Source organism: Rhizomicrobium sp., from assembly GCA_037200985.1.
GTDB lineage: Bacteria > Pseudomonadota > Alphaproteobacteria > Micropepsales > Micropepsaceae > Rhizomicrobium.
The window spans coordinates 312,688-338,597 of the sequence record JBBCGJ010000001.1 but is presented as its reverse complement, the minus strand read 5'-3'; the positions used below and the strand labels follow the sequence as shown (position 1 = coordinate 338,597).

The following is a 25,910-nucleotide window of genomic DNA, read 5'->3' as shown; positions in this document are numbered from 1 at the left end:
TCGCGATTTCGAACGGCCCGCGGCCGATCAGCCGTAGGCCGTGCCGTGCGCGGCCCGGACAAGGGCCATGCGTTCGAGCTTGGGACCTTCCGTGCCATAGCCTTGCCAGGCGGTCTTGCCCAGCGCGCGCGCGAATTCGGGGCCGCCGCGCTGCAGCAGCTCCTCCGGCGTGTCGGAATAATCCTCCGCCGGATTCACATAGTTGCGGCACATCGCCAGGGCGATGTGGCAGCGCGTTCCGGCCGTCGTCTTGGGATAGGTGCCGTGCCAGGTGTTGCCGTGGAAGACCGCAAGCGAACCCGGCTTCGCCAGCACCGGCACGACCAGATCGTCGTCGCCGCTGCCGCCCATGAATTTGGGCACCTCGCTCATGGTCGGATGGCGGCACAGGCGATGGCTGCCCGGCACCATGCAGAGCGTGCCGCTTTCCGGCGTGTAGTCGGTCAGCACCCAGCTGATATTGCAGACATTGCCGTAAAAGGGGATCGGCGGCGGCACGCCGGTCGAATCGCTGTGCAGCGGCGTCGGCACGGCCGGACCGTCCTTCAGGAAGGCGACGGTCGAATAGAGCCGGTAGCTCGCGCCCATGACATATTTCGCCATCGCCTGCACCGCCGGCGCCATGAGCGCGTCGACGAACAGCGGGTCCTTGTTGATCAGGTGGAAGAGCTGGCGGCCCTGCGCCGGGCGCACCGCCTGCTTGTTGAGATCGACGACGTTGGCGTCTTCGCTGCCGGCGATGCCGAGCGTGGCGCCGAACAGCCGGGCGGCGAAATCCGCCGGCATGCCGGTCTTTTCCGGTTCGATAACCGTGAAGCCGAAGGCTTCGAACTCCGCGATGTTGGTCTCGAGGCCCAGCTCCCGCGCCTGCCTGTAGGTCCGGGCCATGCCCGCAACGGCCTTCCAATCGCCGATCTGCATGCTGTTCTCCTTTGCCGCGCCCGCCGCGCCGATGCCGGCATTACGACCCGGAAGGGGCCCGCAATCCGCGTGTCAGGAATTCGATCGCGCGCGCCGCCAGCGCTTCGACGTCCAATTCGCCTTCGCTGCGGTACCAATTGGGTATCCAGTTGAGCGCGCCGAACATGAATTTGGCCGTGATCCGGGGGCCGCAGCGCACGACCGACCCGTCGGCGATGCCTTGCTTCAGCATCTCCCGCAGGAGCATCTCGATCCGCTTGGAGCCTTTGCGGACCAGCTTCTGGTTCTCCGCCTCCAGCGGCAGCACGCCGGTCGTGATCAGGCAGGTCCCGAAATCGTCCACGATCATCTCGACATAGCGGCGCAGGAACGCGACGAGCTGGTCGTAGCCGGAAGCACCGGTGTCGATCGGCGCGTCGAGAATCTGGTCGATCGCCGCCTGTTGCACGTCCAGCAGGATCTCGTCCTTGCTCTTGAAGTAGTGGTAGAGGGTCGGCTTGGAGACGTTCAGGGCCTTGGCGACGTCGGCCAGGGTCGTCTGATGGAAGCCCTGCCGGCTGAAGATTCGCGCCGCGGTGCGCAGCACGACCTGCCGCTTGGCCTCGAACTGGTCGTTCTGGGTCTGGATCGCGCCCCGCCAAATCGACTTTTGCATGCCCTCCGCACTCCCCGACTGCGGCTGCCGTTTGGTAGCACGCATCGGCCCCTTCTGCTGTCGATCGGCGGTATCCGCCATTTCTGCCTTCCCGCTTGACTTGGTCGAACCGGCGCATAAGCATATGACTTACTAGTCGGACGAATGATTGACTAGTCAGTAGTAATAGCCGGCGAAACCGGAAAAGCCAAGGATTTTCCGGGCGAACGCGAGGGATCCATTGCCAGCGACAATGGGGGGACAATTCGAACCGAAGCGGGCCTGTGCGGCGCGGAGCGTTTCCCCCGCCCGCCCGGCCGCCGCGGGGGTTTCCCTCGCCACAGCAAGCCCGGTCGATCGGCTCTATCGCAAGGAAGCCGGCGCCATTCTGCTATTCGTCAGGCGAATCGTCGGCAATGCATCGGATGCGGAAGACATCGTGCAGGAGACGTTCCTGCGCGCCTGGTCGGCCCTCGAAAGCGGCGCGATCGATTGTCCGCGCGCCTTTCTGTTCCGCGCCGCGCGCAATCTCGCCTTCAATCACGTCCGCAACGGCAAGGTGCGCAATTCGGATGCGGCGCGGACCCGGATCGACGAGGCCTTCCAGCGCCACGATCCGACGGCGGAAGAGCAGATCATCGCGTCGGAGGAAGCCGCCGCCTGCCGGCGCCTGCTGGACGAACTGCCGGCGCGTTGCCGCGAAGCGTTCGTCCTGCGCGTGGTGGACGAGCTTTCCTTCAAACAGATGTCGAAATCGATGCGCCTGTCGGTCTCGACCGTCGAGAAGCATGTCGGCAAGGGCAAACACATTTGCCGTTCCCTGCTGACCGACCCCGGAATGGACCGCGATCCCAGGCTGGACGTGCTCGATTCGCGCCTGCCTGCGACGGAACAGGCGCGGCGGAGCCAGGTGCGGCGCCTGTCGCGCATGGCGGCGGAATAACAGAAGACGACAAACCAGGGTGGCGACATGACGTTCATTCCGCAGATCGAGACGCTCGCGGACGTCGCGAGGCATCACGCGCGGGTGCGGCCGGATGGCATCGCGATGATCGACGGCGATCGCGTTTCGACCTATGCCCGCTTCCAGGAGCGGACGGCACGCGTCGCCAACGGATTGCTGGCGCTGGGCGCCAAGCCGGGCACCCGGATCGCGGCGATCGACCAGAATTCCGACCGCTATTTCGAGATCCTGTTCGGCGCCGCCAAGGTCGGCGCCGTGCTCGTCTCGGTGAACTGGCGCCTCGCGCCGCCGGAGATCGCCTATATCCTCGACGATGCGCGCGCCGAGATATGCTTCGTCGGGAAGGGATTCGAGAATCTGCTGCGCCCTCTGCTCGGGGCGCTGCCGCATCTGGAACACGTCGTGGTCACCGACGGCCGCACGGCGGACTGGCCGTCCTACGAGCAATGGCTGGGCGCGCAAAGCGACGCCGATCCCGATTTCCGCGGCTCGCCCCGGGACACCATCGTGCAGATGTACACCTCCGGCACCACGGGCGTTCCGAAGGGCGTGGAGCTTTCGCATTTCGCGCTCTATGCGCACGACCGCAACCGCGCGCTGCTGACGGACCGCTTTGATCCCCAGCTCACCTGGAACGAATGGGACGCCGACGACGTCAGCCTCGTGACCATGCCGACCTTCCACATCAGCGGCACGGGCTGGGGCATTGTCGGGCTCTACAACGGCGCGAAATCGATCGTCCTGGCGCAGTTCGAGCCGGGCCTCGTGCTCGATACCATCGACCGTCAGCGCGTATCGAAGCTGGTGCTGGTGCCGGCGGCGATCCAGATGCTGCTGCAGCATCCCAATTGCAAAAAGACGGATTTCTCGGCGATCAAGTTCCTGCTCTACGGCGCTTCGCCCATCCCGCTCGACCTGCTCAAGGAGGCGGTCGAGATGTTCAAATGCGGCTTCATCCAGCTCTACGGCATGACGGAGACCGCCGGTGCGGTGACCTATCTGCCCGCGGAGGATCACGGTCCGCGAAGCCTCAAGCGCATGCGCTCGGCCGGCAAGGCGATCACCGGATCGACGATCGAAATCCGCGACGCGCAAGGCCGCGCCGTTCCGCCCGGCGGCGAGGGCGAGATCTGGATACGCTCCGACACCAGCATGAACGGCTATTGGAACCTGCCCGATGCCACCGCAAGCACGATGACCGCCGACGGCTGGGTGCGCTCGGGCGATGCCGGCTACATGGACGAGGACGGCTATGTCTATATCCAGGATCGCGTGAAGGACATGATCGTCTCGGGCGGCGAGAACATCTATCCCGCCGAGGTCGAGAGCGCGATGTACGGCCATCCGGCGATCGCCGAGGTCGCGGTGATCGCGGTGCCCGACGCCAAATGGGGCGAGGCGGTCAAGGCGATCGTGGTGCTGAAGCCGGGCGCCGCGCCCGACGCGCCCGCGATCCTCGATTTCACGCGCACCCGCATCGCCGGCTACAAGATGCCAAAATCCATAGACTTCGTCGCCGCCCTGCCCCGCAATGCCACGGGCAAGGTCCTGAAGCGCGAACTGCGCAAGCCGTTCTGGGAGGGCCGCGAGCGGCAGGTGAATTGAGGCCGCCGGCGCCTGCGGCGCAACCGCGATTGAAATATGCTTCCCGCGATGATTCGAGACGACGCAGGACCTTGCCGATGAACCCGCGGGCGTGGGGCGCGAGCTTCCAGAATCGCGAGGAGAAATTCGAGCTCAAGCGGCAGGCGGTGCTGCTGAGCGCCGCGCGCCTGCTGCGCAACGGCAGCTACGATTCCATGTCGCTGGCCGACATCGCCGTCGATCTGGGCGTCGCCAAGCCCACCGTCTATTACTACTTCCGCAACAAGGAACAGATCGTCCGCGAGCTGATGAAGCTGGCGGTCGCGCGGATGCTCGATCCGGGGGACCATCCGGACGATTATCCCGAGACGCACGGCCTGAGCGGCGCGCAGCGCTTCGAGCGTTTCCTGCGGCGGTGCATACGCGTGATCAGCGATGACGTGGGCGCCTGCCTGTTCACGGTCTATCCGCACCAGCTTCCGGACGACGTCCGCAAGGATTTCGTCGAAGCCGGACAACCCGTCATCGAAATGGCGGCCGCCATTCTGCGGCGCGGCATCGCGGACGGATCGGTCGGCGCGTGCGATCCCGTCCTGGTCTACAATTTCGCGATCAATGCGCTGCGCTGCGTGCCGCAGCTGCTGGAGCGGAATGCGGCGTCGGCAAGCGACATCGCCGATGCCTTCGTCACGCTGGTGACGAACGGAATCGCGCCCCGCGCCTGAAACGGCGCCCGGTCAGGCCGCGTTCCGCCGCTGCCGCGACTCGAGACGGCGCCGGATCAGCGCGTGACGCCGGGAATTGATGGGGAACAGCAGCAGGAGCGCGCCGCCGGCGAGAAAGAACGGCACGGCCCCGAAGCAGAACGTGTATTTCAGGACCATTAGGGCTTCGACGCTGTTGTGGCCGCCGGGATTGAAGCCCATCCATTTGAGCAGCGGCATGGTGACGGCGATGGCGAGGGCCGGCGTCACCTTCTGCGCAAAGGACCACACGCCCCAATAGAGCCCGCCGCGCGGTATGCGGTGCTTCAGCGTATCGAAGTCGATGACGTCGCCGATGATGCTGAGCGGCAGCGTGACATAGCCGGAGCTGGCGGCGCCCAGCACGCACATCAGCGCCAGGAAGACCGCCTGCTGGCCGGGCCCGATCCAGGGCATCACGACCGCGAAGATGCCGACCGCCAGAACGAGCGAAAGAGAGATCGCCCGGTGCTTGCCGATCCGCCGGCTGATCCAGAGCCAGGCCGGCACCGCCGCGACGGTGGTCAGCGCCGAGGTCAGCAGCGCCATGCCCACGATCGTCGGCATCTTCAGGTAGTCGCTCATGAAAAAGACCATCGTCGCGTTGACGACGCTGCCGCCGATGTTGAAGAGCACATAGGCGCCGCACAATATGCGGAACGGTCCGTTGCGGAACAGATCGCGCACGGCGGGCAGCCAGCGCACGGTCACATGTGCGCGCTGCGGCGGCTCGGGCACCGTCGTGACCGCGATCAGCACGGTCAGCGGCGTCAGGATCATGATCGCCAGGCCCATGAGGCTCATGGTGAAACGGTCGACGCCATGGCCGTAGAGGCCCGTGACCGCCGGGATGATCGCCGCCGACAGGCCGCCGATCACGCCGGCCGCCTCGCGGAAGCCCGCCATGCGCGAGCGGCCGTGATAGGTCTCGGTGATCTCGGTTCCCCAGGCCGAATAGGGAAGACCCACGCTCGATCCGCCGGCGTAGATGACGAACGATGCGATCAGAAGATACCATCCGCTCGGCTCGAGCGGCGGCATGAAGAGAAGATAGGCGCCGAACATCAGCAGCGGCGTGCCCCCCAGCATCCAGAGCTTGCGGCGCCCGATGGCGGAGCGGGTGCCGTCGGACCATTTTCCGATCATGGGATCGAGCACGACGTCGACGCCGCGCGAGATCAGCAGGAAGCCGCCGATCGCGGTCAGGCTGAGATGCAGGGCGCTGGCATAGAAGGCCGGCATCATCAGCGTCACGGGCAGATAGAGAAAGGCGATCGGCAGCGACGGCAGCGCATAGAGCGCCAGGCGCCAATTCGAGACGTCGGGCGCGGGGTTCGACTTGGCGTCTCCGGAGGGAGCGGGCGCCGCCGCGGCGGCCGGCTCGAAGGCGGTGTCCGTCGCAGTCATCGTTCGCTCCGCGGGTGCATGAAGGTCAGCTCTTCGGTATCGCCGGATGCCGGTCGCGCCACGGTCGCGCCTGCTCGATCTGCGCCGCCAGGCGGAACAGGACCGCCTCGTTGCCGTGCGCCGCGGCGAACTGGATGCCGACCGGCAGCCCCTCGTCGCTCCACGCCAGCGGCATCGACATGGCGGGAGAGCCGTTCACGTTGAAGGGCTGGGTGTTGGGCATGAAGCTGTAGAGGCGCTCGCCATAGCTGGAGAGATCGGCGGCGTTGGTGTCCATCCAGCCCAGCGGAAGCGCCGGCTTGGCGTTGGTGGACAACAGTACGACATCGTGGCGCGAGAACGCCTTGCTGAAGGTCCGCCCGAAGGCGTGCACGGTCTGCATCGCGGCGGCATAGGCGGTCGCGGTCTGGCGCTTGCCTTCCTGGTAGCTGGCCCAGCTCAGCTTCTCGATCTCGTCTTCGCGGATCGCGGCGCCGCGGCGCTCGGCTTCGCGTTCCAGCATCGCGGCGATGTTGGAGGAGACGAGCACGTTCACCGCCAGCGCCATCATCTGGAAATTGCCGGGCAGCACGACTTCTTCGACGTCGTGGCCGAGCGTCTCGCAAAGCCGCGCCGCATCGCGCACGCCGCGCAAATTCGGGGCATCCAGGACGCCCCAGGTGAGCGCCGCAGTGGTGAAGCCGATGCGCAGGCGGCCCGGCTCGCGCCGCGTCTCTTCGAGGAAGGACCGCTCCGGCGGCGGCGCCCAATAGGGATCGCCGGGCTCGGGCCGGCACACGGCATCGAGCAGCGCCGCGCTGTCGCGCACCGTGCGGGTGACGGCGTGCTGCACGGAGAGGCTCCCCCACCCCTCGCCCGCCGGCGACATCGAGACGCGGCCGCGCGACGGCTTCATGCCGAAGACGCCGCAGCACGAGGCGGGCGTGCGGATCGAGCCGCCGCCGTCGCTGGCATGGGCGGCCGGCACGATGCCGGCGGCGACGGAAGCGGCCGCGCCGCCGGACGAGCCGCCGGTCGAGCGTTCGAGGTTCCATGGATTGCGCGCCGGACCGAACAGGACGGGCTCTGTCGTCGCCGCGAGGCCGAATTCCGGCGTGTTGGTCTTGCCGAAGACGACGAGACCGGCCTTGCGATAGGCGCGGACGATGGCGCTGTCGTCTTCCGCGCGCGCGGTGGCGAAAAGGCGTGAACCGGCGCTGGTGACCTCGCCCTTCATCAGGGCGCCGATGTCCTTGAGCAGATAGGGCACGCCGGCCAGCGGCCCTTGCGGCAAGGGATCGGCCAGCGTCGCTTCGGCCTGCGCGTCGAGCATCGTGACGACGGCGTTGATGGCGGGATTGACCGCGGCGAGGCGCGTGCGCGCGGCGTCCAGCAGTTCCCGCGGCGTCACGTCACGCTTGGCCACGAGTTCGGCGAGACCGACGGCGTCGTATTTCGCATATTCCTCGAACGTCATGGAGCCTCTCGGGTCACAGCGAATTCAGGACGGCGCGGAGGGCGTCGACGAGCTGGTCCGCATTGTTTTTCGAAAAGACCAGCGGCGGACGGATTTTGAGCACATTGGCTTTCGGCCCGGTGGCGCTGATCAGGACGCGGCGCTCGCGCAAGCCGTTGACGATCCGCGCGGTGATCTCGCCGTCGGTGCGCGACTTGTCGTTCGCGGCGATCTCGACGCCGATGAAGAGGCCGGCGCCGCGCACATCGGCGACGAAGCTGGACGACAGCCCCTTTACCTGCGAACGCAGATAGGCGCCGACCTCGCGCGCATTCTCCTGCAGCCGCTCTTTCTCGAGGACGTCCAGCACCGCCATGCCCGCGGCGCAAGCCACCGGACTGCCGCCGAAGGTATTGAAATAGCGCGAGGAGCGGCCGAACGCCTCCACCACCTCCGGCCGGATCGCGAGTCCGGCGATGGGATAGCCATTGCCCATCGGCTTGCCGAGCGTGACGATGTCCGGCGCCACGTCGTGGCGGAGAAAGCCCCACATCGCATCGCCCGTGCGGCCGAAGCCCGGCTGAACCTCGTCGGCGACGAACAGCAGCCCGGCATCGCGGGCGGCGGCCACCGCCTCGCGCAGGAAGTCCGGCGGATCGGAATAGACCCCGTCGCTGGAAAAGATCGTGTCGACCAGCAGCGCCGCGGGTTTGATGCCATGGCGCTTCAGATCGGCGATGGCGGCGCGCACGCCGTCGGCGAAATAGGAGCCGAGCTTGCCGGCCGGCACCTTCAGCGTATCGGGCGCGGGAACCGTGCGGACGTGCTCGCCGAGATCGACCGCCGGGCCCAGCGAGGGCGACAGGCCGGCAATCAGGTCGGTGCCGCCATGATAGGCGAGTTCGGTGACGACGAACCCCGTGCCGCCGGTGACGTTCTTGGCGATGCGCAGCGCCAGGTCGTTCGCCTCGCTGCCCGTGCAGGTGTACATGACATGCGAGAGCTCGGACGGGAATTTCGCGAGCAGACGCTCCGAATACGCCACGATGCCGTCGTGCAGATAGCGCGTATGCGTGTTCAGGACGGCGGACTGCCGCGCGATCGCCTCGACGACCTCGGGCCGGCAATGGCCGACGGAAACGACATTGTTGTAGGCGTCGAGATAGGCGTCGCCGTTGCTGTCGTAGAGCCAGACGCCTTCGCCGCGCACGAAATGGACCGGCGTTTCGTAGAACAGGCGATAGGCCGGACCCAGCACCGCCTCGCGCCGCGCGATCAGCCTGCGGTCCTCGGCCGCGACCGCGCCTTTGCCGGCATAGGCGTTGATCATCGCCATCTCAGCGCTCCAGCCCGCAGGCGCCGCGGAAACGGCGCTGCGCCTTGTCGCGGGGAATGCCGGCCAGCAGGTCGAGGCCGCGCGTCGCCGCCGGATGGTTCTTCAGGATGTAGCTCCGGTTCTGCGGGAAGAGGCCGGCGCGCCATTCGGTGATGAGCACCGTCATGGCGAGGCGCGTCGCGATCAGATCGGCGATCAGATCGCATTCGGCCGCCTCGATGGGAACGACCTCGTTATAGGCACCGATCATTTCGCACAAGGGCTGCAGCGGGTCGGCGGCGGGGCCGACGTGATAGGACGCCGCGATCGCCAGATCGTTGATCAGGGGCGCGCGCACCATGTCCCCGAAGTCGAGCACGCCGAGAACGCGCAACGGCGTGTCTTCGCTGAACAATACGTTGAACGGATTGAGGTCGTTGTGAATCACCTGCCGGCGCAAGTTCCCCAACAGGGGCGCAACCGCGTCGAAACGGTCGAGCGCGCGTTCCGCGCGCGCCCGGTTCGCGGCGTCGGCGATCTCCGGAAGCAGCTTGCGCAGATTGGCGGCGTGCGTGATGTCCCAGGCGATTTCGTGATCCGCCGCGGGATGCGTGAAATCGGCCATCGCGCGGTCGAAGCGCGCGAGCACCCGGGCTATGCCGGTGCGCAGATCGCGCGACGGCTCCAGGCTCGCCGCCATGACGCCGGGCAGGAACGACAAAAGCCTGACGACGCGGGTGCGGCCGTCGCCGTCGACGAACTCCGCCTCATAGCCGCCCTCCCGGGTCGGCAGCAGACGCGGAACGGACAGCGACGGATCGACCTGCGCGATGTGCAGCAGCGCCTTGGTATGGAAATCGGTCACGCCGCGGTCTTCGGCCGGATTGGTGATCTTCAGAACGAATTTTCCCTCGTCGCCGCGGATGACGAAATTCTGGTCGCGCTCGCTTTTCAGCGGCTGCGCGGAGCCCGCCGCGCCGAAAAGCTTTTCAGCAAGACGGGAGGCCTGCTCGTTGGAGACGGGTGCTGCGTCGGACATGAGAGAAGAACTACCGGATGGATTGACGTTTAAGGGCATGCGAACGATCCGGGCGGATGGAAGGGGCGTGAACGGCCCCTCTCGTTTCTCGATCAAAGCGATAGACACATGGTCGGCCGAAAACCACATCCGCGCCGCGTCAGGGCCGCAGCACGGTTCGAAGATGATCGGCGGAGTCGGCGATATCCGCTGCGATGCTCTTGCGGGCGGCCTTGGAGTCGTGGCGCTGCAAGGCTTCGAACACGTCGTGATGGTTGGGCATCGATTCGAGCATCGCCGCGCGGTCTGGCATCATCAGCCGGACATAGGGACCGATCCGCAGCCACAGGATCTCGACCAGCGACAACAGGCGTTCCATGCGGCTCGCCTTGTAGACCGCGGTGTGGAACGCCCAGTTCTCGCGGATATAGGCTTCCACGTCGCCGGCATTCGCGGCGTCCTGCATCAGCCGGGCATGCTTGCCGATCGTGAGCAGTTCCTCGGGCGTCACGCGGGCCGCGGCACGCTGGGCCGCCAGCCCTTCCAGTTCGACGCGGATGTCGCGCAATTCGTCGAGCTCGCCGACGCGCAATTCCGGCACCACGAGCGTGCGCCGGTTGGCGGGGCTGCCGATCGCGCCTTCGGCCTCCAGGCGCTGGAGCGCGCCGCGCACCGGCATGTGGCTGACGCCGAGCGCCTCGGACACCGAGCGCAGCGTGAGCGTCTGACCGGGCCGGAAACGGCCGGCCATGATCGCCTCGCGCAATTGCAAATAAACCTGGCCCTGCAAGGTCTCGCGTTCGACCGGTGCGAGAGCGCCGAGTTCGCCTTCCGCCGCGTGATCCTCGAATGTCAGAACCGATAACGGGCGTTTCAGCACGTCTGGCATGTCGTCTCCTCTCGGCCGGCTTCGCGACCGTCTTGCGTTTCTCTGGAATTCGTGATCAAAAGTCAACTCGTTTTGATCAAAGATCACGTCGCTTATGTGTCGGCCCGGGGTGTGCGGGTGTGTAAGAGGGGAACCAATCAATGAATATTCAAACTATCCAAGGGCATAGCCGGATTCGCGAATTTTTTCTGACGGCGCTTCTCGCGTCGACGGCCCTGACCGCCGGGGGCGGCGCAGCCTGGGCCCAGCAGGCGCCCAGCACGATCGAAACCGTGATCGTGACGTCGGAGCGCCGCGCCGAATCGATCCAGGACGTGCCGATCGCGGCGGCGACCTTCGACCAGACGAAGCTCCGCGAGCTCGGCGCCGACCGCCTCGAGGACCTGGTTCGCGACATACCGAACGTCACGCTCTATGACGATCGCGGCGCGGGGCAGCCGACCTGGGTCATCCGCGGCGTGGGCCTGGCCGATTTCAATCCGAACAACACGCCGACCGCGGCGGTGTTCGACGACGAGTTCTATCTGCCGTCCAACGAACTGGCGGGCGTCGGCCTCTACGACATCCAGCGCATCGAGGTGCTGAAGGGGCCGCAAGGCGGCCTTTACGGTCGCAACACCTCGGGCGGCGCCGTGCGCGTGCTGTCCAACACGCCCGACTTCGACGGATTTTCCGGCTCGGTCGACGGCTTCTACGGCAGTTGGGATCGCACCCAGGCGCAAGGCGCGGTGAACATTCCCCTGAGCGACACGGTCGCCGTGCGCTTCGCCGGCATGATCGACCGCGGCGGCGGATGGCAGGACAGCCTCGCCACCGCGAAGAACGACCATTGGGGCGATCACGACTTCACCGCGGTGCGCGGCCAGATCCGCTTCAAGCCGAGCGATTCGATCGACGTCCTGTTCAAGGCCGAATGGGGCCATGACGGATCGGAGACCGAGCTTGGGCGTGCGGTCGGCACCGAGAATCTCGCGGCGCCGTCCGGCTATTGCGCCGCGGTGCTGTCCGGCCATCTCGACGACGCAAGCTGCGGCACCTGGGCGGACCGCAACAACATCCTGCATGGCCATGCGCCCTCGCCCAGCGCGATCAACCAGTCGGACAGCGCGAGCGTCGTGCTTTCCAATCCGATCAACAAGCTCGACAACAGCTGGTACGATTTCAACCTGCAGACAAGCGCCGATCTGGGCTTCGCCACGCTGACCTCCATCACCGGCTGGATGCATTATCTCGACCGCCAGCCCTTCGACTATGACGGCTCGCAGCTCGTGCTCGGCCACGAGAGCAGCCGCGTGAAGTTCGACGTGTGGTCGCAGGAGCTGCGGCTTGTGTCGGACGACGACGGGCCGTTCACCTGGCTGGCCGGCGCATCGTACAACGCGGATTTCATAGCGGATGCGCGCACCTTCGACTTCGCCGACAACACGCTGGCGGCGCCGCCGCCGGTCAATTTCGTCAGGCGCGGCTATCATCAATCCACCCGCGCCTGGGCGGTCTATGCCAGCGCGGGCTACAACCTGACCGATGAGGTGAAGATCCACGGCTCGATCCGCTATACCGACGAGCACAAGGTGATGAACGACGCCTATGCGTTCATTCCGGCGATCAACCTGTATCTCTTCAAGAACGTCACCCAGACGCTGAACCTCCACACCCACTGGGTGGGCGACGCCGGCGTCGACTACCATCCGACCAAGGATGTGATGCTCTATGCCAAGGCGACGCGGGGCTACAAGTCCGGCGGCTTCTTCGGCGGCATCGCCGCCGATCCGGTCGATCTTCTTCCGTACAAGGAAGAATCGATCTGGTCCTACGAGGTCGGCGTGAAATCGGTCTGGGCCGACCAGCTCGTGGCCAATCTGGCGGCGTTCTACTACGACTATTCGGACCGCCAGGGCTATCTGAACATCCTCAATCCGATCACCTTCACGCCGGTCGCGCGCCTCGGCAATGTCGGCGACGTCGCGATGAAGGGCGGCGAACTGGATCTGGACTGGTCGCCGCCCTCGGTGCCGGGCCTCACGCTGGGCTTTTCGCCGGCCTATCTGACGGGCCAGATCGTCGATTCGACGGCGACGTCCTATACGATCACCGGCACGCTCTATTCGCTCCAGGGCCTGCCGATCAACGCGCCGATGTGGAGCTACACCACCTCGGCCCGCTACGAGCATCCCGTCACCGACGACCTCATCGGCGCCATCTCGCTCAACTATGCCTGGCGGCGCTCGCCCAATCCGGCGCTCAACTACGCGGCCAACAGCGCGGTCACCTACGCGATCTACCATATCCCGAGCTACGGGACTCTGGACGGTCGCCTGTCCTTGGCGAGCACTGCAAGCCGATGGGAATTGGCGCTCGAAGGCAAGAACCTGACCGACGAGCATTTCTGGACCGTGGCGACGCGCGACAGCGCCGGCAGCTACATGCATCTCTACAATCAGCCGCGAAACTGGCGCATCGAAGTCAACTATAGCTGGTAAAACGGGGCCCACGGCGCCGAGAGGATCTACGAACAATGCAAGTCTCGGAATATCTGCGTTACGACGCCGTGGGCCTCGCCGAACTCGTCGCCAGGCGGGACGTTACGCCCGCCGAATTGCTGAAGGCGGCGTTCACCCGCCTTCGCGAGGTCAATCCCAAGCTCAACGCGGTCGTCCGCCTCCTCGAAGACGAGGCCTCCGCGGCGATCGCGCAGGGCATGCCGGAGGGGCCTCTGGCCGGCGTTCCCTATCTTCTCAAGGACGTGACGACGCAGATGGCGGGCACGATCACGACCAACGGCTCGCGTCTGTTCGCCAACGCCGTCGCGCTCGAGGACAGTGCGCTGGTCGCCGCCTATAAGCGGGCCGGCCTCGTGATCTTCGGCAAGACGAACGCGCCGGAATTCGGCCTGGCGGGCATCACCGAACCGGAATTGTGGGGGCCGACCCTCAACCCCTGGAATCTGGAGCGCACCTGCGGCGGCTCGTCCGGCGGATCGGCGTCGGCCGTCGCGGCCGGCATCGTGCCGGCTGCCCAGGCGAGCGACGGCGGCGGTTCGATCCGCATTCCGGCGGCGTGCTGCGGGCTGTTCGGGTTCAAGCCGTCGCGCGGGCGCGTCTCCATGGCACCGCAGGGCGAGGGTTGGGGCGGGCTGACGGTCCTGCACGCCGTCACCCATTCGGTGCGCGACAGCGCCGCCCTGCTCGATGCGAGCTGCCGGCCCGTTCCGGGCGACCCCTACTATCTCGCGCCGCCGCAAACGCCGTTCCTGCAAGAAGCCGGGCGCACGCCGGTCAAGCTGCGCATCGCCACGATCGTCGGCAACCTGAACGGCAGCGTGCAGCATCCCGAATGCGCCGCGGCGGTGCGCGAGGCGGCGAAGCTCTGCCGGTCGCTGGGCCACAGCGTGGAGGAAGCGACGCTGCCGGTCGCCATCGGCGATCTTCTGAAATCCGCGATGGTGATCGTCGCCACGACCGTTGCCGCGAACCTGCAGCGCGAGGCGGACCGCCGGGGACGCGCCATCGCCGACGGCGAGGTCGAGCCTTTGACGCGCATGGTGCTGGAACAGGCCAAGACGATGACCGGCGTGCAATACGCGCAGGCGATCCAGGCAACCCACGCCGCCGGACGGATCATGGCCAGGTGGATGGAGCCTTATGACGTGCTGCTGCTCTCGACGCTGGGCGATCTGCCGATCCCGATCGGACTTTTGAAGGACGGGATCTCCGACATCGAAGCGCTGGCGGCAAAGCATGCCAATTTCGCGCCCAATACGCAGGTCTTCAACGCGACGGGCCAGCCCGCGATGTCGGTTCCGCTGGCGATGAGCAGGGACGGCCTGCCGATCGGCATCCAGTTCGCGGCCCGCACGGGCGACGATGCCCTGCTCTTCCGCCTGGCCGGGCAACTCGAAGCGGCCCAGCCCTGGGCGCAGCGCAAGCCGCCATCGTTCGCCGCCGCCTGACCTCCCGGATATTCTCGTGAAACTACGCGACGATGGGCTCTTGAAGAGCCGCGCCTATGTCGACGGCGCGTGGATGGCCGCGGCCGGCGACCGGACCTTCGCGGTCGACGATCCCGCGACGGGCGAAACCATCGCGCGCGTCGCCGATTGCGACGATGCCGATGCCAGACGCGCGGTGGATGCCGCAGCCCGGGCCCAGCCGCAATGGCGCGCCAGGACGGCGAAGGAACGCGCCGCGATCCTGAAGCGCTGGTTCGAGCTGACGATGCAGGCCCAGGACGACCTGGCCGCCCTCATGACGGCGGAGCAGGGAAAGCCGCTCGTGGAATCCCGCGGCGAGATCGCCTATGGCGCCGCCTTCATCGAATGGTTCGCGGAGGAAGGAAAACGCGTGTATGGCGACGTCATCCCCGCCACGCAGCCCGGCAGGCGCATCCTTGTCCTCAAGGAGCCGGTGGGCGTCGTCGCGGCGATCACGCCGTGGAATTTTCCCAATGCCATGATCACGCGCAAGGCGGCCCCGGCGCTCGCCGCGGGCTGCGCCATCGTGATCAAGCCGAGCGAGGAAACGCCTCTCTCCGCGCTCGCGCTCGCCGAGCTCGCCCATCGGGCGGGCGTGCCGAAAGGCGTGTTCAATGTCGTTCCGTCGAAACAGCCGGCGGCGGTCGGCCGCGTGCTGACGGAGGATCCGCTGGTGCGGAAATTCTCGTTCACCGGCTCGACCGCGATCGGGCGGCAGTTGATGGCGCAGTGCGCCGGGACGGTGAAGAAGGTCTCGCTGGAGCTCGGCGGCAACGCGCCGTTCATCGTGTTCGACGACGCGGACATCGACGCCGCGGTCGCCGGCGCCCTGATCTCCAAGTACCGCAACATGGGGCAGACTTGCGTTTGCGCCAACCGCTTCCTGGTGCAGGCGGGCATCCACGATGCGTTCGTGGAGAAGCTCGCGGCGCACGTGGCCGCGATGCCGGTCGGCAACGGCTTCGATGCCGGCATCCTGCAGGGGCCGCTGATCAACGCCAAGGCGGTCGACAAGATCGAACGGCTGATCGCCGACGCCGCGTCCAAAGGGGCCAGGATCGTCACGGGCGGCCGGCGCCATGCCCGCGGCGGCACCTTTTTCGAGCCGACGGTGATTTCCGGCGCCACGGTCGCGATGACGATCGCGCGCGAGGAGATTTTCGGTCCTGTGGCGGCGGTCTGTCGCTTCGAGAGCGAGGATCAGGCCGTTCGAATCGCCAACGACACCGAATACGGTCTCGCCGCCTATTTCTATGCGCGCGATATGGCGCGGGTGATGCGCGTGGCCGACCGGCTCGAATACGGCATCGTCGGCGTGAACGAGGGATTGATCTCGACGGAAGTCGCGCCGTTCGGCGGCATGAAACAGTCGGGGCTGGGCCGCGAAGGTTCGAAATACGGCATCGAGGATTATCTCGAAACCAAATACGTCCTGTTGGGAGGCCTTGGCTAGGCGCCGCGCTGGGCGCTGCAGGCCGGCTACGGCACCGTCAGCGGCAGGGAACGCGGCACGCCATTCGCGCTGAACTCGCCGATGCCGAATATCGTCGCGCTCATCGCCACGCTCAAGATCCTGGAAGTGGACGGCACCGTGAACGCGCCGCTGTAAAGCGCGGGCTCGTTCCACAAGGACTACGATCCGGCCTGCAACGATCCGCCGACCGCAAGATACTTTCGAGTCCGCCGCGGCGCGAGATGCGTATCGGCAGCCTATTTCGATTTCGGTTCGGCGGGCCCGCCGCCCTCGACATGCGCGCCGAAGCCGAAGCGCATGGCCGACAGCATCTTTTCGCCGAACGTGTGCTGCTGCCGCGAACGGAAACGTGTGTAGAGCGCCGAAGTGAGCACATTCGCCGGCACCGCCTCCTCGATCGCGGCCTCGACGGTCCAGCGGCCCTCGCCCGAATCCTGGACGAAGCCCGTGAAGCTGTCGAGCTGGGGATCGGTCGCCAATGCGGATGCGCCAAGATCGAGCAGCCAGGACGAGATCACGCTGCCGCGCCGCCACACCTCCGCGATATCGGGCATGTTCAGCGTGAAGCGCTCGTGTTCCGGCAGATCCTTCGAATCCTTGTTGCGCAGGATGTCGAAGCCCTCGGCATAGGCCTGCATCAATCCGTATTCGATGCCGTTATGCACCATCTTGACGAAATGCCCGGCGCCGACCGGACCGGCATGGATGTAGCCCGCTTCGGGCCGCGGATCGGCGTCCGTCGCCCGCTTGGTGCGGGAAATCGTGCCGACGCCCGGCGCCAGGGTTTTCAGAACCGGATCGAGCGCGTCGACGGCGCGCTTGTCGCCGCCGACCATCATGCAGAAGCCGCGCTCGAGACCCCAGACGCCGCCCGACGTGCCGATATCGACATAATTTATGTCCTTGTCCTTCAGCGCCTTCGCGCGGCGGATATCGTCGCGATAGAACGTATTGCCGCCGTCGATGATCGTGTCGCCCGGGCTGAGCAGAGCGCTCACCGCCAGGATGGTCTCTTCGGTCACCTGCCCGGCCGGAAGCATGATCCAGACCGCGCGCGGCGCCTTGAGCTGGCGGACGAGATCGCCGATGTCCTTGGCCGCGGCGGCTCCGTCCTTCGCCAATGTCTCGACCGGTTCGGGATGGCGGTTATAGACCACGCATGCGTGGTCGCCGCGCAACAGGCGGCGGGCGATGCCCATGCCCATCCGCCCGAGTCCGATGATTCCTATCTGCATGTGCCTGGCTCCTCTTGATCGGTTTGACTCATCTTTGGGCGCTAATCGAAAGACGTTCGCGTCGGGCGTCGGGATACGAACGAAGCGGGAGGAAACGAAAGAATCCGCGAGGCGGTCTAGCTTGAATTTGCCAATCCGGTGCGCATTCGGCTCCCGACCTTCGTTGCCGGCCACGACGATCCGGACCCGAGCTATCGGCCCGTTTTGCGGGGCCTACAAGGCTTATTTCGCCGCCTCCGTCGTCATCCATCCGGAACGTTCGCGCCGGTTGCGCGTTGGGCGCGGCATCGCGGTTCGTCCGCCCCCGCATTCGCCGCCCATCCCATCGAAACACTGCCCGAAAAGGCGGCAAGTGTCCGGCGCATGCCGGCTTATGGGTTCGGAAACGACAGCCGTCGAACGCCTATGTCGGACGAGAGTATCGTCGGCGGACCGCGCCGCAAGCCGTTCTTGACTCTTCGTTCCAGAATGCATAGCTAGCCCCCATGGCAAGGCCCAAGGAATTCGACAGGGACGAGGCGCTCGCGGCGGCGATCGGCGTGTTCGGCGCGCACGGCTTCGCCGGCACGTCGGCGGACATGCTGACCGATGCGATGAAGATCGGGCGGCAGAGCCTCTACGATACGTTCGGCGACAAATGGCAGCTCTACTGCTCCGCGGTCGAGCGCTACGGCGTGGCGGAGATGCAGGCGCATCTCGCCGCCTTGCGGAGCGGTGCGACCGCGATCGAGGCTCTGCGCCGGATGATCGGACGCGTGGTCGCGGCGGCGCGCAAGCCCTGCCTGGGCGTCGGCTCGATCGGCGAATTCGGCGACGGCCGCAAGGATCTGGCGAAGACGCGCGACGCCGCCGGCCGCGCGCTGCGGGCCGCCGTCATCGCCAAGGTTCGGGAGGCGCAGGCCGATGGCGATGTGGCGGCGGACCTCGATCCGAAACAGGCGGCGGGCTTCCTCCTCGCGAACGTCGCCGCGATCCGGCTCGCCGCGCGCGGCGGCGCCGGCGACGCGGAGTTGCGCGCCCTGGGCCGCCTTGCCCTGCGGGCCTTGCGGTAGGTTCTTGCCCAATTTTGGAATGTCCGTTCAAGAATTAGGAGACTCTCTATGAAAGCCATCGCAATGACCAAAACCGGCGGGCCCGAGGTGATCGCGTATGTCGAACGCCCGGACCCCGTGCCGGGCCCCGGCCAGGTGCTGGTCGAGGTCGCCTTCGCCGGCGTGAACTTCATGGATGTCGGCGTCCGGCAAGGCATGGCATGGCGCGAGATTCCCGATCCGAAGATCCTGGGCGTCGAAGGCGCCGGCCGCGTTCTGGCGGTCGGCGACGGCGTCGACGGCTTCCGTCCGGGTCAGCGCGTGGCCTGGGTCTATGCGCCCGGCAGCTATGCCCAGAAGGTCGCGATCCCGGCCGCCGCGCTCGTGCCGGTGCCCGATGCGATCGACGACCGGACCGCGGCGTCGGTGATGATGCAGGGACTGACCGCCAGCCATTTCGCGACGGATTTCTATCCCGTGCAGCCGGGCGACATCGCGCTGGTCCATGCGGCGGCCGGCGGCGTCGGCCTGCTGCTCACCCAGATCGTCAAGCTGCGGGGCGGCCATGTCATCGGCCGGGTCTCCTCGGCCGACAAGATCGCCGCGGCGAAGGACGCCGGCGCCGATCACGTCATCGTCGACACCGAAGGCCGGTTCGCCGAGGAAGCGGTTCGCCTGTCGGGCGGCGAAGGCGTGCACGTCGTCTATGACGGCTCCGGCCCCAAGACCTTCCAGGGCTCGCTGGACGCGCTCCGGGTATCAGGCGCGTTTTGCTGGTACGGTCCCGTCCTGGGCGGTCCCGGCCCGCTCGACATCCTGAAGCTCCCGAAGAGCATCAAGATCGGATACGCCGTCTTCTTCCATCACATTCACACGCCCGAGCTGTTCCGCGCCCGTTCGGCCCGGCTTTTCGACTGGATCGTCGACGGCAAGCTCAAGATCAGGATCGGCGGCGAATATCCGTTGGCGGATGCGGCGAAGGCCCATGCCGACATGGAAAGCCGCGCCACGACCGGCAAGCTGCTGCTGATCCCATGAACCGCGAAGGCGTCGCGTCGGCGCGGGCCGAGCATGCGACGGATATGCGCGCGACCAGTATTCGCGACGCGTATTCAAAAAAACAAGCCCCTGTCCCTACTAAGACGGCACGGGATTTGTTACGACATCGTCGATTTCCACAGCATCTTGACCAATGCCGTCTATCGCGATGTTTCTCCACCGATGAAACGCAGGTCCGCCGACGGCAATCCGACGAAAGACCGGCTCTTCGCGGCCGGCAAGAAGCTGTTCGCCTCCAAGCCCTATGACGAGGTGGCGATCGACGACATCGCGAACGAGGCCGGCGTGGCGCACGGTCTTCTGTTCCACTACTTCAAGTCCAAGCTCGACTTTTATCTCTACGTCTTTCACGTCGACCGCGACGACATGCGGTGCCGCCGCGCCGAGGTCACCCGCCGCGGCACGCCCGACCAGCGTCTCCGCCGCTTCGTCGAATTCCACATGAACCATCTGCGCGAATGGCCGTGGTCGCATGTCCTGCTCCTGCGCGGCGGCGCGCCGGCGAAGCTGGTGGCGGAAGCCGAGGTGGTCCGCATGGCCGGCGTCCGCGAAGTCCTCGGCTATTTCTCGCCCGATCCGCCGACGGAACATGAACTGCTGCTCGGCCGCGCCTGGCTCGGCTGCCAGGGCGAGATCCTGCTGGGCTGGCTGCAGGGCGGCCGCACCAGCGAGGCCGGCGTCCTGGAGATCTGCGTCGCGCTCTTCTACGAGATCCTGTCGCGCGAACCGCTCCTGCGGACGGGCCGCGGCCGCGCCCGGACTCGCGTGCGCAAGCCGCGGGCGCCGCGCGCGCCCTCGAACGGCCGGAAGCGTCCGGCGCCTTAAGGCGGGCCTATTTCAAATTGTCCGTCTGCCGGATGAAGTCCGCCACCGCGTCGTGCAGCGCCTTCAGCGATTCCTCATGCGCGTAGACCATGTGGCCCGACGGGAAGTAGTGATAGGTGATGTTCGCCTGCAGATTGGTCGGCATCGGCAGGTGATGCATCTCGTACCAGCCTTCGTAATAGGGCGTCGCCAGGTCGTAATAGCCGCCGTTCACCATCACCTTCAGGTTCGGGTTCTGCTTCATCGCGCTGGCGAGGTCGGGCATGACGTTGGGCGCGCTGGGCAGCGGGAAGGGAACGCCCGCCGGCTGGTGCTTGAAATCCCAGAACTTGAAGACGTCGATCCCCGGCAGGAACCGCCTGCCGAGGCCGTAGTTCAGCTTCGCCCGCACATAGTCGTTGAACGCCGAGACATAGGCCGAGCTGATCGCCGCCGATTGCGGATCGTATTCCGACTCCTTGCTCAGGGGATCGAGCGAGGGGCCGGAGAAGCGGGTGTCGAGCCGCCCGGTGGTCAGCCCGTTGTCGTCCTGCAGGGTCTTCTCGAACTCGCCGCCCTCGATGCGCAGATTGGCCTTGAGGATGTAGGCGACCGGCAGGCCGGTATAGTCGTGCAGCTTGCTGGCGATATAGGCGCGGCGCTGCGGCGACAGGCTGAGCCCGGTCGACAGCGCCGAGGCGTATTCGCCCATCGCGAAGCGCTCGACCGACTGCACGAAGGGCACGAGGTCGGCGGGCGGCTTGCCCGGCAGCTTGTGGTGATACCACGCCGTCGCGGCATAGGTCGGCAGCGCCAGCTCGTAAGGCAGGTCGATGCCCGGATTGGCCTCCGCGCCGTCGACCGACAGGTCGAAGTTCAGGATCTGCGACAGGAGGATCACGCCGTTGAGGTCGATGCTGTCGTTCGACTCCAGATAGTTCGCCACCAGCGCCGAGCGCGGCGTGCCGTAGCTCTCGCCGAACAGGTATTTCGGCGAATTCCACCGGCTGTACTTGGCGAGGAACTGCTTGATGAAATTGGCGAAGGCCTTGGCGTCGACGTCGACGCCGTAGAACGCCTTTTCCTTGTCCTTGCCGGCGATGCGGCTGAAGCCGGTGCCCGGCGCGTCGATGAAGACGAGATCGCTGGCGTCGAGCAGGGTCGAGGCATTGTCGATCAGGCTGTAGGGCGCCGCGGCGGTGTGGGTGTCGTCATTGGTGACGACGCGCTTGGGCCCGAACGCGCCCATGTGCAGCCACACCGTCGAAGAGCCGGGACCGCCATTGTAGAGGAAGGTGATCGGCCGCTGCTCGGCGGCCGCGCCGCGCTTGGCATAGTAGACGAAGAACATCGACGCCTCGGGCGAGGACTCGTCGGCCTTCGCATCGGGGTTCTTCGCGCCGCCGCTCTGCGCCGCGTCGTTCCAGTCGTCGGGATGGACAACGATGGTGCCGGCAATCGCCTGATAGGGCACCCCGTTCGCCGATCCCTCGGTGACCGACTCTTCCGCCTTGAAGAACTTGCCGGAATACTGGTCCGTGCGGTCCGGCGGCGTCGGCTTGTCCGCCGCGAACGCCACCATCGCCACCAGCACGGCCACCACAGGGGCCGCCGCGATGGTCGCCCACCGCCCAATATTCTCGCGCGTCATGCCTGTGCACCTTTCCTGCGGTCGGTTGGGAAATCACTTCGGCGGCGGCACCAGTCCGCGATGCTCGAGCATCGGCCCGATATCGGGATCCTTGCCGTAGAACCGGCGGAACATCGGGCCATAATCTTCGGTATGGCCGCGCGACAGGATGAGGTCGCGGAAGCGGTCGCCGTTCGCCCGCGTCAGCCCGCCATGGTCCGTGAACCAGGCGAAGGCGTCGTCGTCCAGCATCACCGTCCACTGATAGGCGTAGTAGCCGGCGGCATAGCCGTTGCCCCAGATGTGCAGGAAATAGCTCGAGCGATAGCGCGTCGGCACGTTGGGGAAGTCGGTGTGCGTCGCGGCCAGCGCCTGGGTCTCGAATGTGTCGACGTCCTGCCGCGGCGCATCGGCCGGCAGCGCATGCCATTGCAGGTCCAACTCGGACGCCGCCAGCAATTCGCCGAGCTCATAGCCCTGGTCCCAGGTCTGCGACGCCTTGATCTTGTCGACCAGCGCCTGGGGGATGACCTCATGCGTCTTGTAGTTCACCGCATAGTGCTTCAGCACGTCGGGATAGAGCGCCCAATGCTCGTTGAGCTGCGAGGGAAACTCGACATAGTCGCGCGCCACCGAGGTGCCCGACAGCGTCTCGTAGCGCTGGTTCGCGAACAGCCCGTGCAGCGCATGGCCGAATTCGTGGAACATCGTCGTGACGTCGTCGAAGCTGATCAGCGCGGGCTGGCCCGGCGCCGGCTTGGTGAAGTTGGCGACGTTGTAGACCACCGGCTTGGTGCCCTGCAGATGCGACTGGTTGACGAAATTGCTCATCCAGGCGCCGCCGTTCTTGTTGTCGCGCTTGAAGTAGTCGAAATAGATCATCCCGAGCTGCGAGCCGTCCTTGTCGATCACGTCGAACACCCGCACGTCCGGCTGGTAGACCGGGATGTCGTGCCGCTCCTTGAAGGTGATGCCGTAGAGCTGGGTGGCGGCATAGAACACGCCGTTCTCGAGCACGTTGTTCAGCTCGAAATAGGGTTTGAGCTCGTTCTGGTCGAGATCGTATTTCTCGCGCCGCACCTGCTCGGCATAGCGCTCCCAGTCCCAGGGCTTGAGGTCGAAATGCGGGCCGTCCTTGTCGATCGCCGCCTGGATCTGCTTGGCCTCGTCCGCCGCCTTGGCCGCCGTCGCCGGCACGAGCTGGCCGAGGAAGGCCTGCACCGCCTGCGGCGTGTGCGCCATCTGGTCGTACAGCACATAGTCGGCATAGGTCGCGAAGCCGAGCAGCTTGGCCTTGTGCGCGCGCAGCTGCGCGATCTCCGAGATGATGGCGCGCGTGTCGTTGGCGTCGCCCTTCTCGGTGCGGGTCCAGGAATTGTTGAACAGCTTCTCGCGCACGGCGCGGTCGGACAGCGACACCAAGAGCGGCTGCTGCGTCGTGTTCTGCAGCGGGATGAGATATTTTCCCTTGAGGCCCCTGGCTTCCGCGGCCGACGCGGCGGCGGCGATTTCCGCATCGCTGAGGCCGGCCAGTTCCTCCTTGGTGTCGACCACCAGGGCGCCCGCCTTGGTGCCGGCGACCAGCTTCTGCTGGAAATCGGTTTCCAGCGTCGCATCGCGCTGGTTGATCGCCATCAGCGTCTTCTTGTCGGCGTCGGAAAGATTGGCGCCGGCCCGCACGAATTGCAGGTAATAGACGCTCAGGAGCTGCAGCGATTCCGGATCGAGCTTGAGCGTGTCGCGCTTGTCGTAGAGCGCCTTGATGCGCGCGAACAGCTTGGGATTGAGGCTGATCGCGTCCTGGTGCTCGGCCAGCTTGGGCGCGACGGCGGACTGCACCTTGTCCAGCGTGTCGTTGGTATTGGCACCGACCACGGCGCCGAACGCCATGCCGACCCGCTCCAGCATCCGGCCCGACCGCTCCATCGCCACGACGGTGTTCTCGAAGGTCGCCGGCTTGGGATCGTTCGCGATGGCGTCGATCTCGGCGCGCTGCTGGCGCATGCCCTCGATGAAGGCCGGCTCGTAATCGGTGTCCTTGATCTTGTCGAAGGGCGGCGCCTGCAGCGGCAGCGTGCTGGGCACGGAGAACGGATTGGCCGGAGCATCGGGAGCCGCGCTGGAGGCGGCGAGGACCGCGCCGAGCGCAGTGGTGGCAAGGGCGATTTTCACAAGACGGTGCATCATGATTCCCGGTTTGGTCGGAGAGGCTTATAGGCACCTGGGGCGGCGCCCGGGGGACACAAACACGTTACCGTGGCGGGGGTGCCAAAAGCCAGACGGCAATTGCGCAAAATCCGCCCCCGTCAGGGCAAGGCGCCGATCTCTTCCAGATGCTTGCAGAGCCGGACGGCATAGCCTCGATCCGCCGGCCGTCCGCCGTTTGCGGCGGTCTGCAGGCTGCGCTCGACGCAGGCGCGCACCTTCGGGTCGAGCCGGTCGGCCAGCGCCGACACCAGCCCGTATCCCGCCAGAACCAGCAACAGCGCGACCACGGCGAGGCTGACGAAAATCTCGAGACGGGCCAGTGTGCCCTTGCGCATGCTCAAATCGGTCTTGTCCCCGCCCCTGTCTAACACAGCTTGGCCGCCCGCGCCCCAAGGCCGCCGATCCGGGGCCTTGACGGAATCCCTCCAAACTCCGTAAGCCAAATGGGCATTCGCGGGTAACCCCATGCTGTCGCAAAAAGCGCGCTACGCGCTTCACGCGCTGATCGTCCTGGCCGAGCACTCCGTCGAGCAGCCGATGCAGATCGCCACGATCGCGGAAGAGGCGCGGGTGCCGCGCAAATTCCTCGAACAGATCCTGGTCGATCTCAAAAAGCGCGGCATCGTGCGCAGCCAGCGCGGCCGCGCCGGCGGCTATTTCATCGGCCGCGCGCCCAAGGACATCAGCTTCGCGGAGGTCATCCGCACCATCGACGGGCCGCTGGCGCTGGCGCCCTGCGTCTCGGTCACCGCCTATCACAAATGCGAGGATTGCGTGGACGAGGCGACCTGCTCGATCCGCAAGGTGCTGCTGGCGGCGCGCGACGCAACGGCGGACGTGCTCGAATCCCGCAACCTGGCCCAGGCCGCCGCCAACGCCCGCAAGGCCGGCTGGGCGTAGCGCCCGGGACGGCCCCGCTTATGCGGGCGACCCGCTGCCGCACTTTTCCAGGATCGCATCCACGACGCGTTCGATCGGCTGGGTGGCGTCGATTGCGACGCCGCGCTGCGGGATGTCTTCCTTCGTCGCGTGCAATCGCCGGATCATCTCCCGTTCGCGCGGCTTTCCGCCGAACTCGTCTTCCGGCCTCCCGGCAAGCCGCCGATTCAGCGTGTCGAGATCGACGCTGAGAACGAAAAACGCGTCGAACAGATCGATGAACTGCCGGAAATTTCTGGCGCCGCCGCAGAAGAAGGTGGCCGCATGGCGTCGATCGGCGACCAAGGATTTGACTTTGTCCACATCCCAAATCCAGTGCTCGTGTCCCCATGCGACGCTGTCCGTCGCCCGCTCCCGGGCGTGCCTGTCGAGTGGTTCGCCGGTCTCGGGATCGCCGCGATACGACAGCTCGCGGTCGCCGTGGATGACGTGACAACCGCGCCGCTGCAGCTCTTCGGCCACCGTGGTTTTGCCGGCACCGGAAACGCCCTCGATCAGATAGTTTCTGATGCCCATCGACCGGCCCCCGGCGGATGCCGCCTTGCGGCATCCAGGATAGCGCAACGGCTTTCCGTACGCCGCGAAATCTCGAACCGGACACGACCCGAATTCCCCGTCGCCGCCGCGATTCCCCACGCCGCCTGTGGTTA

General features: G+C 66.3%; 23 protein-coding genes. 10 read left to right on the top strand and 13 right to left on the bottom strand.

Annotated features, from left to right (window positions below):
- Positions 1 to 27: 27 nt before the first annotated feature.
- Both WDN01_01630 and WDN01_01625 read right to left on the bottom strand, forming a co-directional pair.
- Positions 28 to 921, bottom strand: a complete 894-nt coding sequence (locus tag WDN01_01630; GenBank protein MEJ0024701.1) for a phytanoyl-CoA dioxygenase family protein — start codon at positions 919 to 921, stop codon at positions 28 to 30.
- A gap of 40 nt (positions 922 to 961) precedes the next feature.
- Entirely contained in the window at positions 962 to 1,576 is a 615-nt protein-coding gene (locus tag WDN01_01625; GenBank protein MEJ0024700.1) for a TetR/AcrR family transcriptional regulator, read from the bottom strand.
- Positions 1,577 to 1,808: 232 nt separating this feature from the next.
- On the opposite strand from WDN01_01625, the gene WDN01_01620 reads away from it, so the two are divergent.
- From WDN01_01620 to WDN01_01610, 3 genes are all read left to right on the top strand, one after another.
- Positions 1,809 to 2,498 (top strand): RNA polymerase sigma factor, encoded by a 690-nt coding sequence (locus WDN01_01620; protein ID MEJ0024699.1) that lies wholly within the window; start codon positions 1,809 to 1,811, stop codon positions 2,496 to 2,498.
- A gap of 27 nt (positions 2,499 to 2,525) precedes the next feature.
- Complete coding sequence (locus WDN01_01615; protein ID MEJ0024698.1) at positions 2,526 to 4,124, top strand: fatty acid--CoA ligase; 1,599 nt, start codon at positions 2,526 to 2,528, stop codon at positions 4,122 to 4,124.
- Between the two features lie 77 nt (positions 4,125 to 4,201).
- Positions 4,202 to 4,828: a TetR/AcrR family transcriptional regulator gene (locus WDN01_01610; protein ID MEJ0024697.1), complete on the top strand. Its 627-nt coding sequence runs from the start codon at positions 4,202 to 4,204 to the stop codon at positions 4,826 to 4,828.
- 12 nt (positions 4,829 to 4,840) lie between these two features.
- On the opposite strand, the gene WDN01_01605 is transcribed toward WDN01_01610, so the two are convergent.
- The 5 genes from WDN01_01605 to WDN01_01585 all read right to left on the bottom strand — a co-directional run bounded on the left by WDN01_01605 (position 4,841) and on the right by WDN01_01585 (position 10,910).
- Positions 4,841 to 6,253, bottom strand: a complete 1,413-nt coding sequence (locus WDN01_01605; GenBank protein ID MEJ0024696.1) for an MFS transporter — start codon at positions 6,251 to 6,253, stop codon at positions 4,841 to 4,843.
- A 25-nt stretch (positions 6,254 to 6,278) separates the two neighbouring features.
- A complete protein-coding gene (locus WDN01_01600) occupies positions 6,279 to 7,709 on the bottom strand; it encodes an amidase (GenBank protein ID MEJ0024695.1) in 1,431 nt (476 codons plus the stop codon).
- Positions 7,710 to 7,722: 13 nt separating this feature from the next.
- Positions 7,723 to 9,024 carry an aspartate aminotransferase family protein gene (locus tag WDN01_01595; protein ID MEJ0024694.1) on the bottom strand — a complete coding sequence of 434 codons (1,302 nt, stop codon included), beginning with the start codon at positions 9,022 to 9,024 and terminating at the stop codon, positions 7,723 to 7,725.
- A 1-nt stretch (position 9,025) separates the two neighbouring features.
- Positions 9,026 to 10,042 (bottom strand): phosphotransferase, encoded by a 1,017-nt coding sequence (locus WDN01_01590; GenBank protein ID MEJ0024693.1) that lies wholly within the window; start codon positions 10,040 to 10,042, stop codon positions 9,026 to 9,028.
- A gap of 139 nt (positions 10,043 to 10,181) precedes the next feature.
- Positions 10,182 to 10,910, bottom strand: coding sequence for a GntR family transcriptional regulator (locus WDN01_01585; protein ID MEJ0024692.1), 729 nt, complete (start codon positions 10,908 to 10,910; stop codon positions 10,182 to 10,184).
- Positions 10,911 to 11,050: 140 nt separating this feature from the next.
- On the opposite strand from WDN01_01585, the gene WDN01_01580 reads away from it, so the two are divergent.
- The 3 genes from WDN01_01580 to WDN01_01570 are packed head-to-tail and all read left to right on the top strand — an operon-like array spanning position 11,051 to position 16,333.
- Positions 11,051 to 13,390, top strand: coding sequence for a TonB-dependent receptor (locus WDN01_01580; GenBank protein MEJ0024691.1), 2,340 nt, complete (start codon positions 11,051 to 11,053; stop codon positions 13,388 to 13,390).
- Between the two features lie 35 nt (positions 13,391 to 13,425).
- A complete protein-coding gene (locus WDN01_01575; protein MEJ0024690.1) occupies positions 13,426 to 14,859 on the top strand; it encodes an amidase in 1,434 nt (477 codons plus the stop codon).
- Positions 14,860 to 14,875: 16 nt separating this feature from the next.
- A complete protein-coding gene (locus tag WDN01_01570) occupies positions 14,876 to 16,333 on the top strand; it encodes an NAD-dependent succinate-semialdehyde dehydrogenase (protein MEJ0024689.1) in 1,458 nt (485 codons plus the stop codon).
- A 26-nt stretch (positions 16,334 to 16,359) separates the two neighbouring features.
- Here WDN01_01570 and WDN01_01565 read toward each other — a convergent pair whose 3' ends face one another.
- Together WDN01_01565 and gnd are read right to left on the bottom strand one after the other, a co-directional pair.
- The gene (locus WDN01_01565; GenBank protein MEJ0024688.1) at positions 16,360 to 16,509 is read right to left on the bottom strand and encodes a hypothetical protein; all 150 of its coding nucleotides are present in this window, start codon (positions 16,507 to 16,509) and stop codon (positions 16,360 to 16,362) included.
- A gap of 81 nt (positions 16,510 to 16,590) precedes the next feature.
- Positions 16,591 to 17,763 (bottom strand): decarboxylating 6-phosphogluconate dehydrogenase, encoded by a 1,173-nt coding sequence (gnd, locus tag WDN01_01560; GenBank protein MEJ0024687.1) that lies wholly within the window; start codon positions 17,761 to 17,763, stop codon positions 16,591 to 16,593.
- Positions 17,764 to 18,074: 311 nt separating this feature from the next.
- On the opposite strand from gnd, the gene WDN01_01555 reads away from it, so the two are divergent.
- The 3 genes from WDN01_01555 (at position 18,075) to WDN01_01545 (ending at position 20,504) form a co-directional block, all read left to right on the top strand.
- Entirely contained in the window at positions 18,075 to 18,641 is a 567-nt protein-coding gene (locus WDN01_01555) for a TetR/AcrR family transcriptional regulator (GenBank protein ID MEJ0024686.1), read from the top strand.
- Between the two features lie 48 nt (positions 18,642 to 18,689).
- A complete protein-coding gene (locus WDN01_01550) occupies positions 18,690 to 19,658 on the top strand; it encodes a quinone oxidoreductase (protein MEJ0024685.1) in 969 nt (322 codons plus the stop codon).
- A gap of 183 nt (positions 19,659 to 19,841) precedes the next feature.
- Positions 19,842 to 20,504 (top strand): TetR/AcrR family transcriptional regulator, encoded by a 663-nt coding sequence (locus WDN01_01545; GenBank protein MEJ0024684.1) that lies wholly within the window; start codon positions 19,842 to 19,844, stop codon positions 20,502 to 20,504.
- Positions 20,505 to 20,511: 7 nt separating this feature from the next.
- Here WDN01_01545 and WDN01_01540 read toward each other — a convergent pair whose 3' ends face one another.
- The 3 genes from WDN01_01540 to WDN01_01530 form a co-directional block, all read right to left on the bottom strand.
- Entirely contained in the window at positions 20,512 to 22,134 is a 1,623-nt protein-coding gene (locus WDN01_01540; GenBank protein MEJ0024683.1) for a hypothetical protein, read from the bottom strand.
- 33 nt (positions 22,135 to 22,167) lie between these two features.
- Complete coding sequence (locus WDN01_01535; protein MEJ0024682.1) at positions 22,168 to 24,297, bottom strand: M3 family metallopeptidase; 2,130 nt, start codon at positions 24,295 to 24,297, stop codon at positions 22,168 to 22,170.
- A gap of 122 nt (positions 24,298 to 24,419) precedes the next feature.
- Positions 24,420 to 24,656, bottom strand: coding sequence for a hypothetical protein (locus tag WDN01_01530; protein ID MEJ0024681.1), 237 nt, complete (start codon positions 24,654 to 24,656; stop codon positions 24,420 to 24,422).
- Positions 24,657 to 24,786: 130 nt separating this feature from the next.
- On the opposite strand from WDN01_01530, the gene WDN01_01525 reads away from it, so the two are divergent.
- Positions 24,787 to 25,221 (top strand): Rrf2 family transcriptional regulator, encoded by a 435-nt coding sequence (locus WDN01_01525; GenBank protein ID MEJ0024680.1) that lies wholly within the window; start codon positions 24,787 to 24,789, stop codon positions 25,219 to 25,221.
- An 18-nt stretch (positions 25,222 to 25,239) separates the two neighbouring features.
- On the opposite strand, the gene WDN01_01520 is transcribed toward WDN01_01525, so the two are convergent.
- Positions 25,240 to 25,776 (bottom strand): AAA family ATPase, encoded by a 537-nt coding sequence (locus WDN01_01520; GenBank protein ID MEJ0024679.1) that lies wholly within the window; start codon positions 25,774 to 25,776, stop codon positions 25,240 to 25,242.
- Between the last annotated feature and the right edge of the window lie 134 nt (positions 25,777 to 25,910).

Bases quoted from the DNA above. Each gene is read 5' to 3' on its own strand.
- WDN01_01630 (MEJ0024701.1), bottom strand. From the start codon at position 921: ATGCAGATCGGCGATTGGAAGGCCGTTGCGGGCATGGCCCGGACCTAC.
- WDN01_01520 (MEJ0024679.1), bottom strand. From the start codon at position 25,776: ATGGGCATCAGAAACTATCTGATCGAGGGCGTTTCCGGTGCCGGCAAA.
- WDN01_01625 (MEJ0024700.1), bottom strand. From the start codon at position 1,576: ATGCAAAAGTCGATTTGGCGGGGCGCGATCCAGACCCAGAACGACCAG.
- WDN01_01615 (MEJ0024698.1), top strand. From the start codon at position 2,526: ATGACGTTCATTCCGCAGATCGAGACGCTCGCGGACGTCGCGAGGCAT.
- WDN01_01600 (MEJ0024695.1), bottom strand. From the start codon at position 7,709: ATGACGTTCGAGGAATATGCGAAATACGACGCCGTCGGTCTCGCCGAA.
- WDN01_01535 (MEJ0024682.1), bottom strand. From the start codon at position 24,297: ATGCACCGTCTTGTGAAAATCGCCCTTGCCACCACTGCGCTCGGCGCG.
- WDN01_01530 (MEJ0024681.1), bottom strand. From the start codon at position 24,656: ATGCGCAAGGGCACACTGGCCCGTCTCGAGATTTTCGTCAGCCTCGCC.
- WDN01_01605 (MEJ0024696.1), bottom strand. From the start codon at position 6,253: ATGACTGCGACGGACACCGCCTTCGAGCCGGCCGCCGCGGCGGCGCCC.
- WDN01_01555 (MEJ0024686.1), top strand. From the start codon at position 18,075: ATGGCAAGGCCCAAGGAATTCGACAGGGACGAGGCGCTCGCGGCGGCG.
- WDN01_01545 (MEJ0024684.1), top strand. From the start codon at position 19,842: ATGAAACGCAGGTCCGCCGACGGCAATCCGACGAAAGACCGGCTCTTC.
- WDN01_01595 (MEJ0024694.1), bottom strand. From the start codon at position 9,024: ATGGCGATGATCAACGCCTATGCCGGCAAAGGCGCGGTCGCGGCCGAG.
- WDN01_01590 (MEJ0024693.1), bottom strand. From the start codon at position 10,042: ATGTCCGACGCAGCACCCGTCTCCAACGAGCAGGCCTCCCGTCTTGCT.
- WDN01_01525 (MEJ0024680.1), top strand. From the start codon at position 24,787: ATGCTGTCGCAAAAAGCGCGCTACGCGCTTCACGCGCTGATCGTCCTG.
- WDN01_01550 (MEJ0024685.1), top strand. From the start codon at position 18,690: ATGAAAGCCATCGCAATGACCAAAACCGGCGGGCCCGAGGTGATCGCG.
- WDN01_01610 (MEJ0024697.1), top strand. From the start codon at position 4,202: ATGAACCCGCGGGCGTGGGGCGCGAGCTTCCAGAATCGCGAGGAGAAA.
- WDN01_01575 (MEJ0024690.1), top strand. From the start codon at position 13,426: ATGCAAGTCTCGGAATATCTGCGTTACGACGCCGTGGGCCTCGCCGAA.
- WDN01_01620 (MEJ0024699.1), top strand. From the start codon at position 1,809: ATGGGGGGACAATTCGAACCGAAGCGGGCCTGTGCGGCGCGGAGCGTT.
- WDN01_01585 (MEJ0024692.1), bottom strand. From the start codon at position 10,910: ATGCCAGACGTGCTGAAACGCCCGTTATCGGTTCTGACATTCGAGGAT.
- WDN01_01540 (MEJ0024683.1), bottom strand. From the start codon at position 22,134: ATGACGCGCGAGAATATTGGGCGGTGGGCGACCATCGCGGCGGCCCCT.
- WDN01_01580 (MEJ0024691.1), top strand. From the start codon at position 11,051: ATGAATATTCAAACTATCCAAGGGCATAGCCGGATTCGCGAATTTTTT.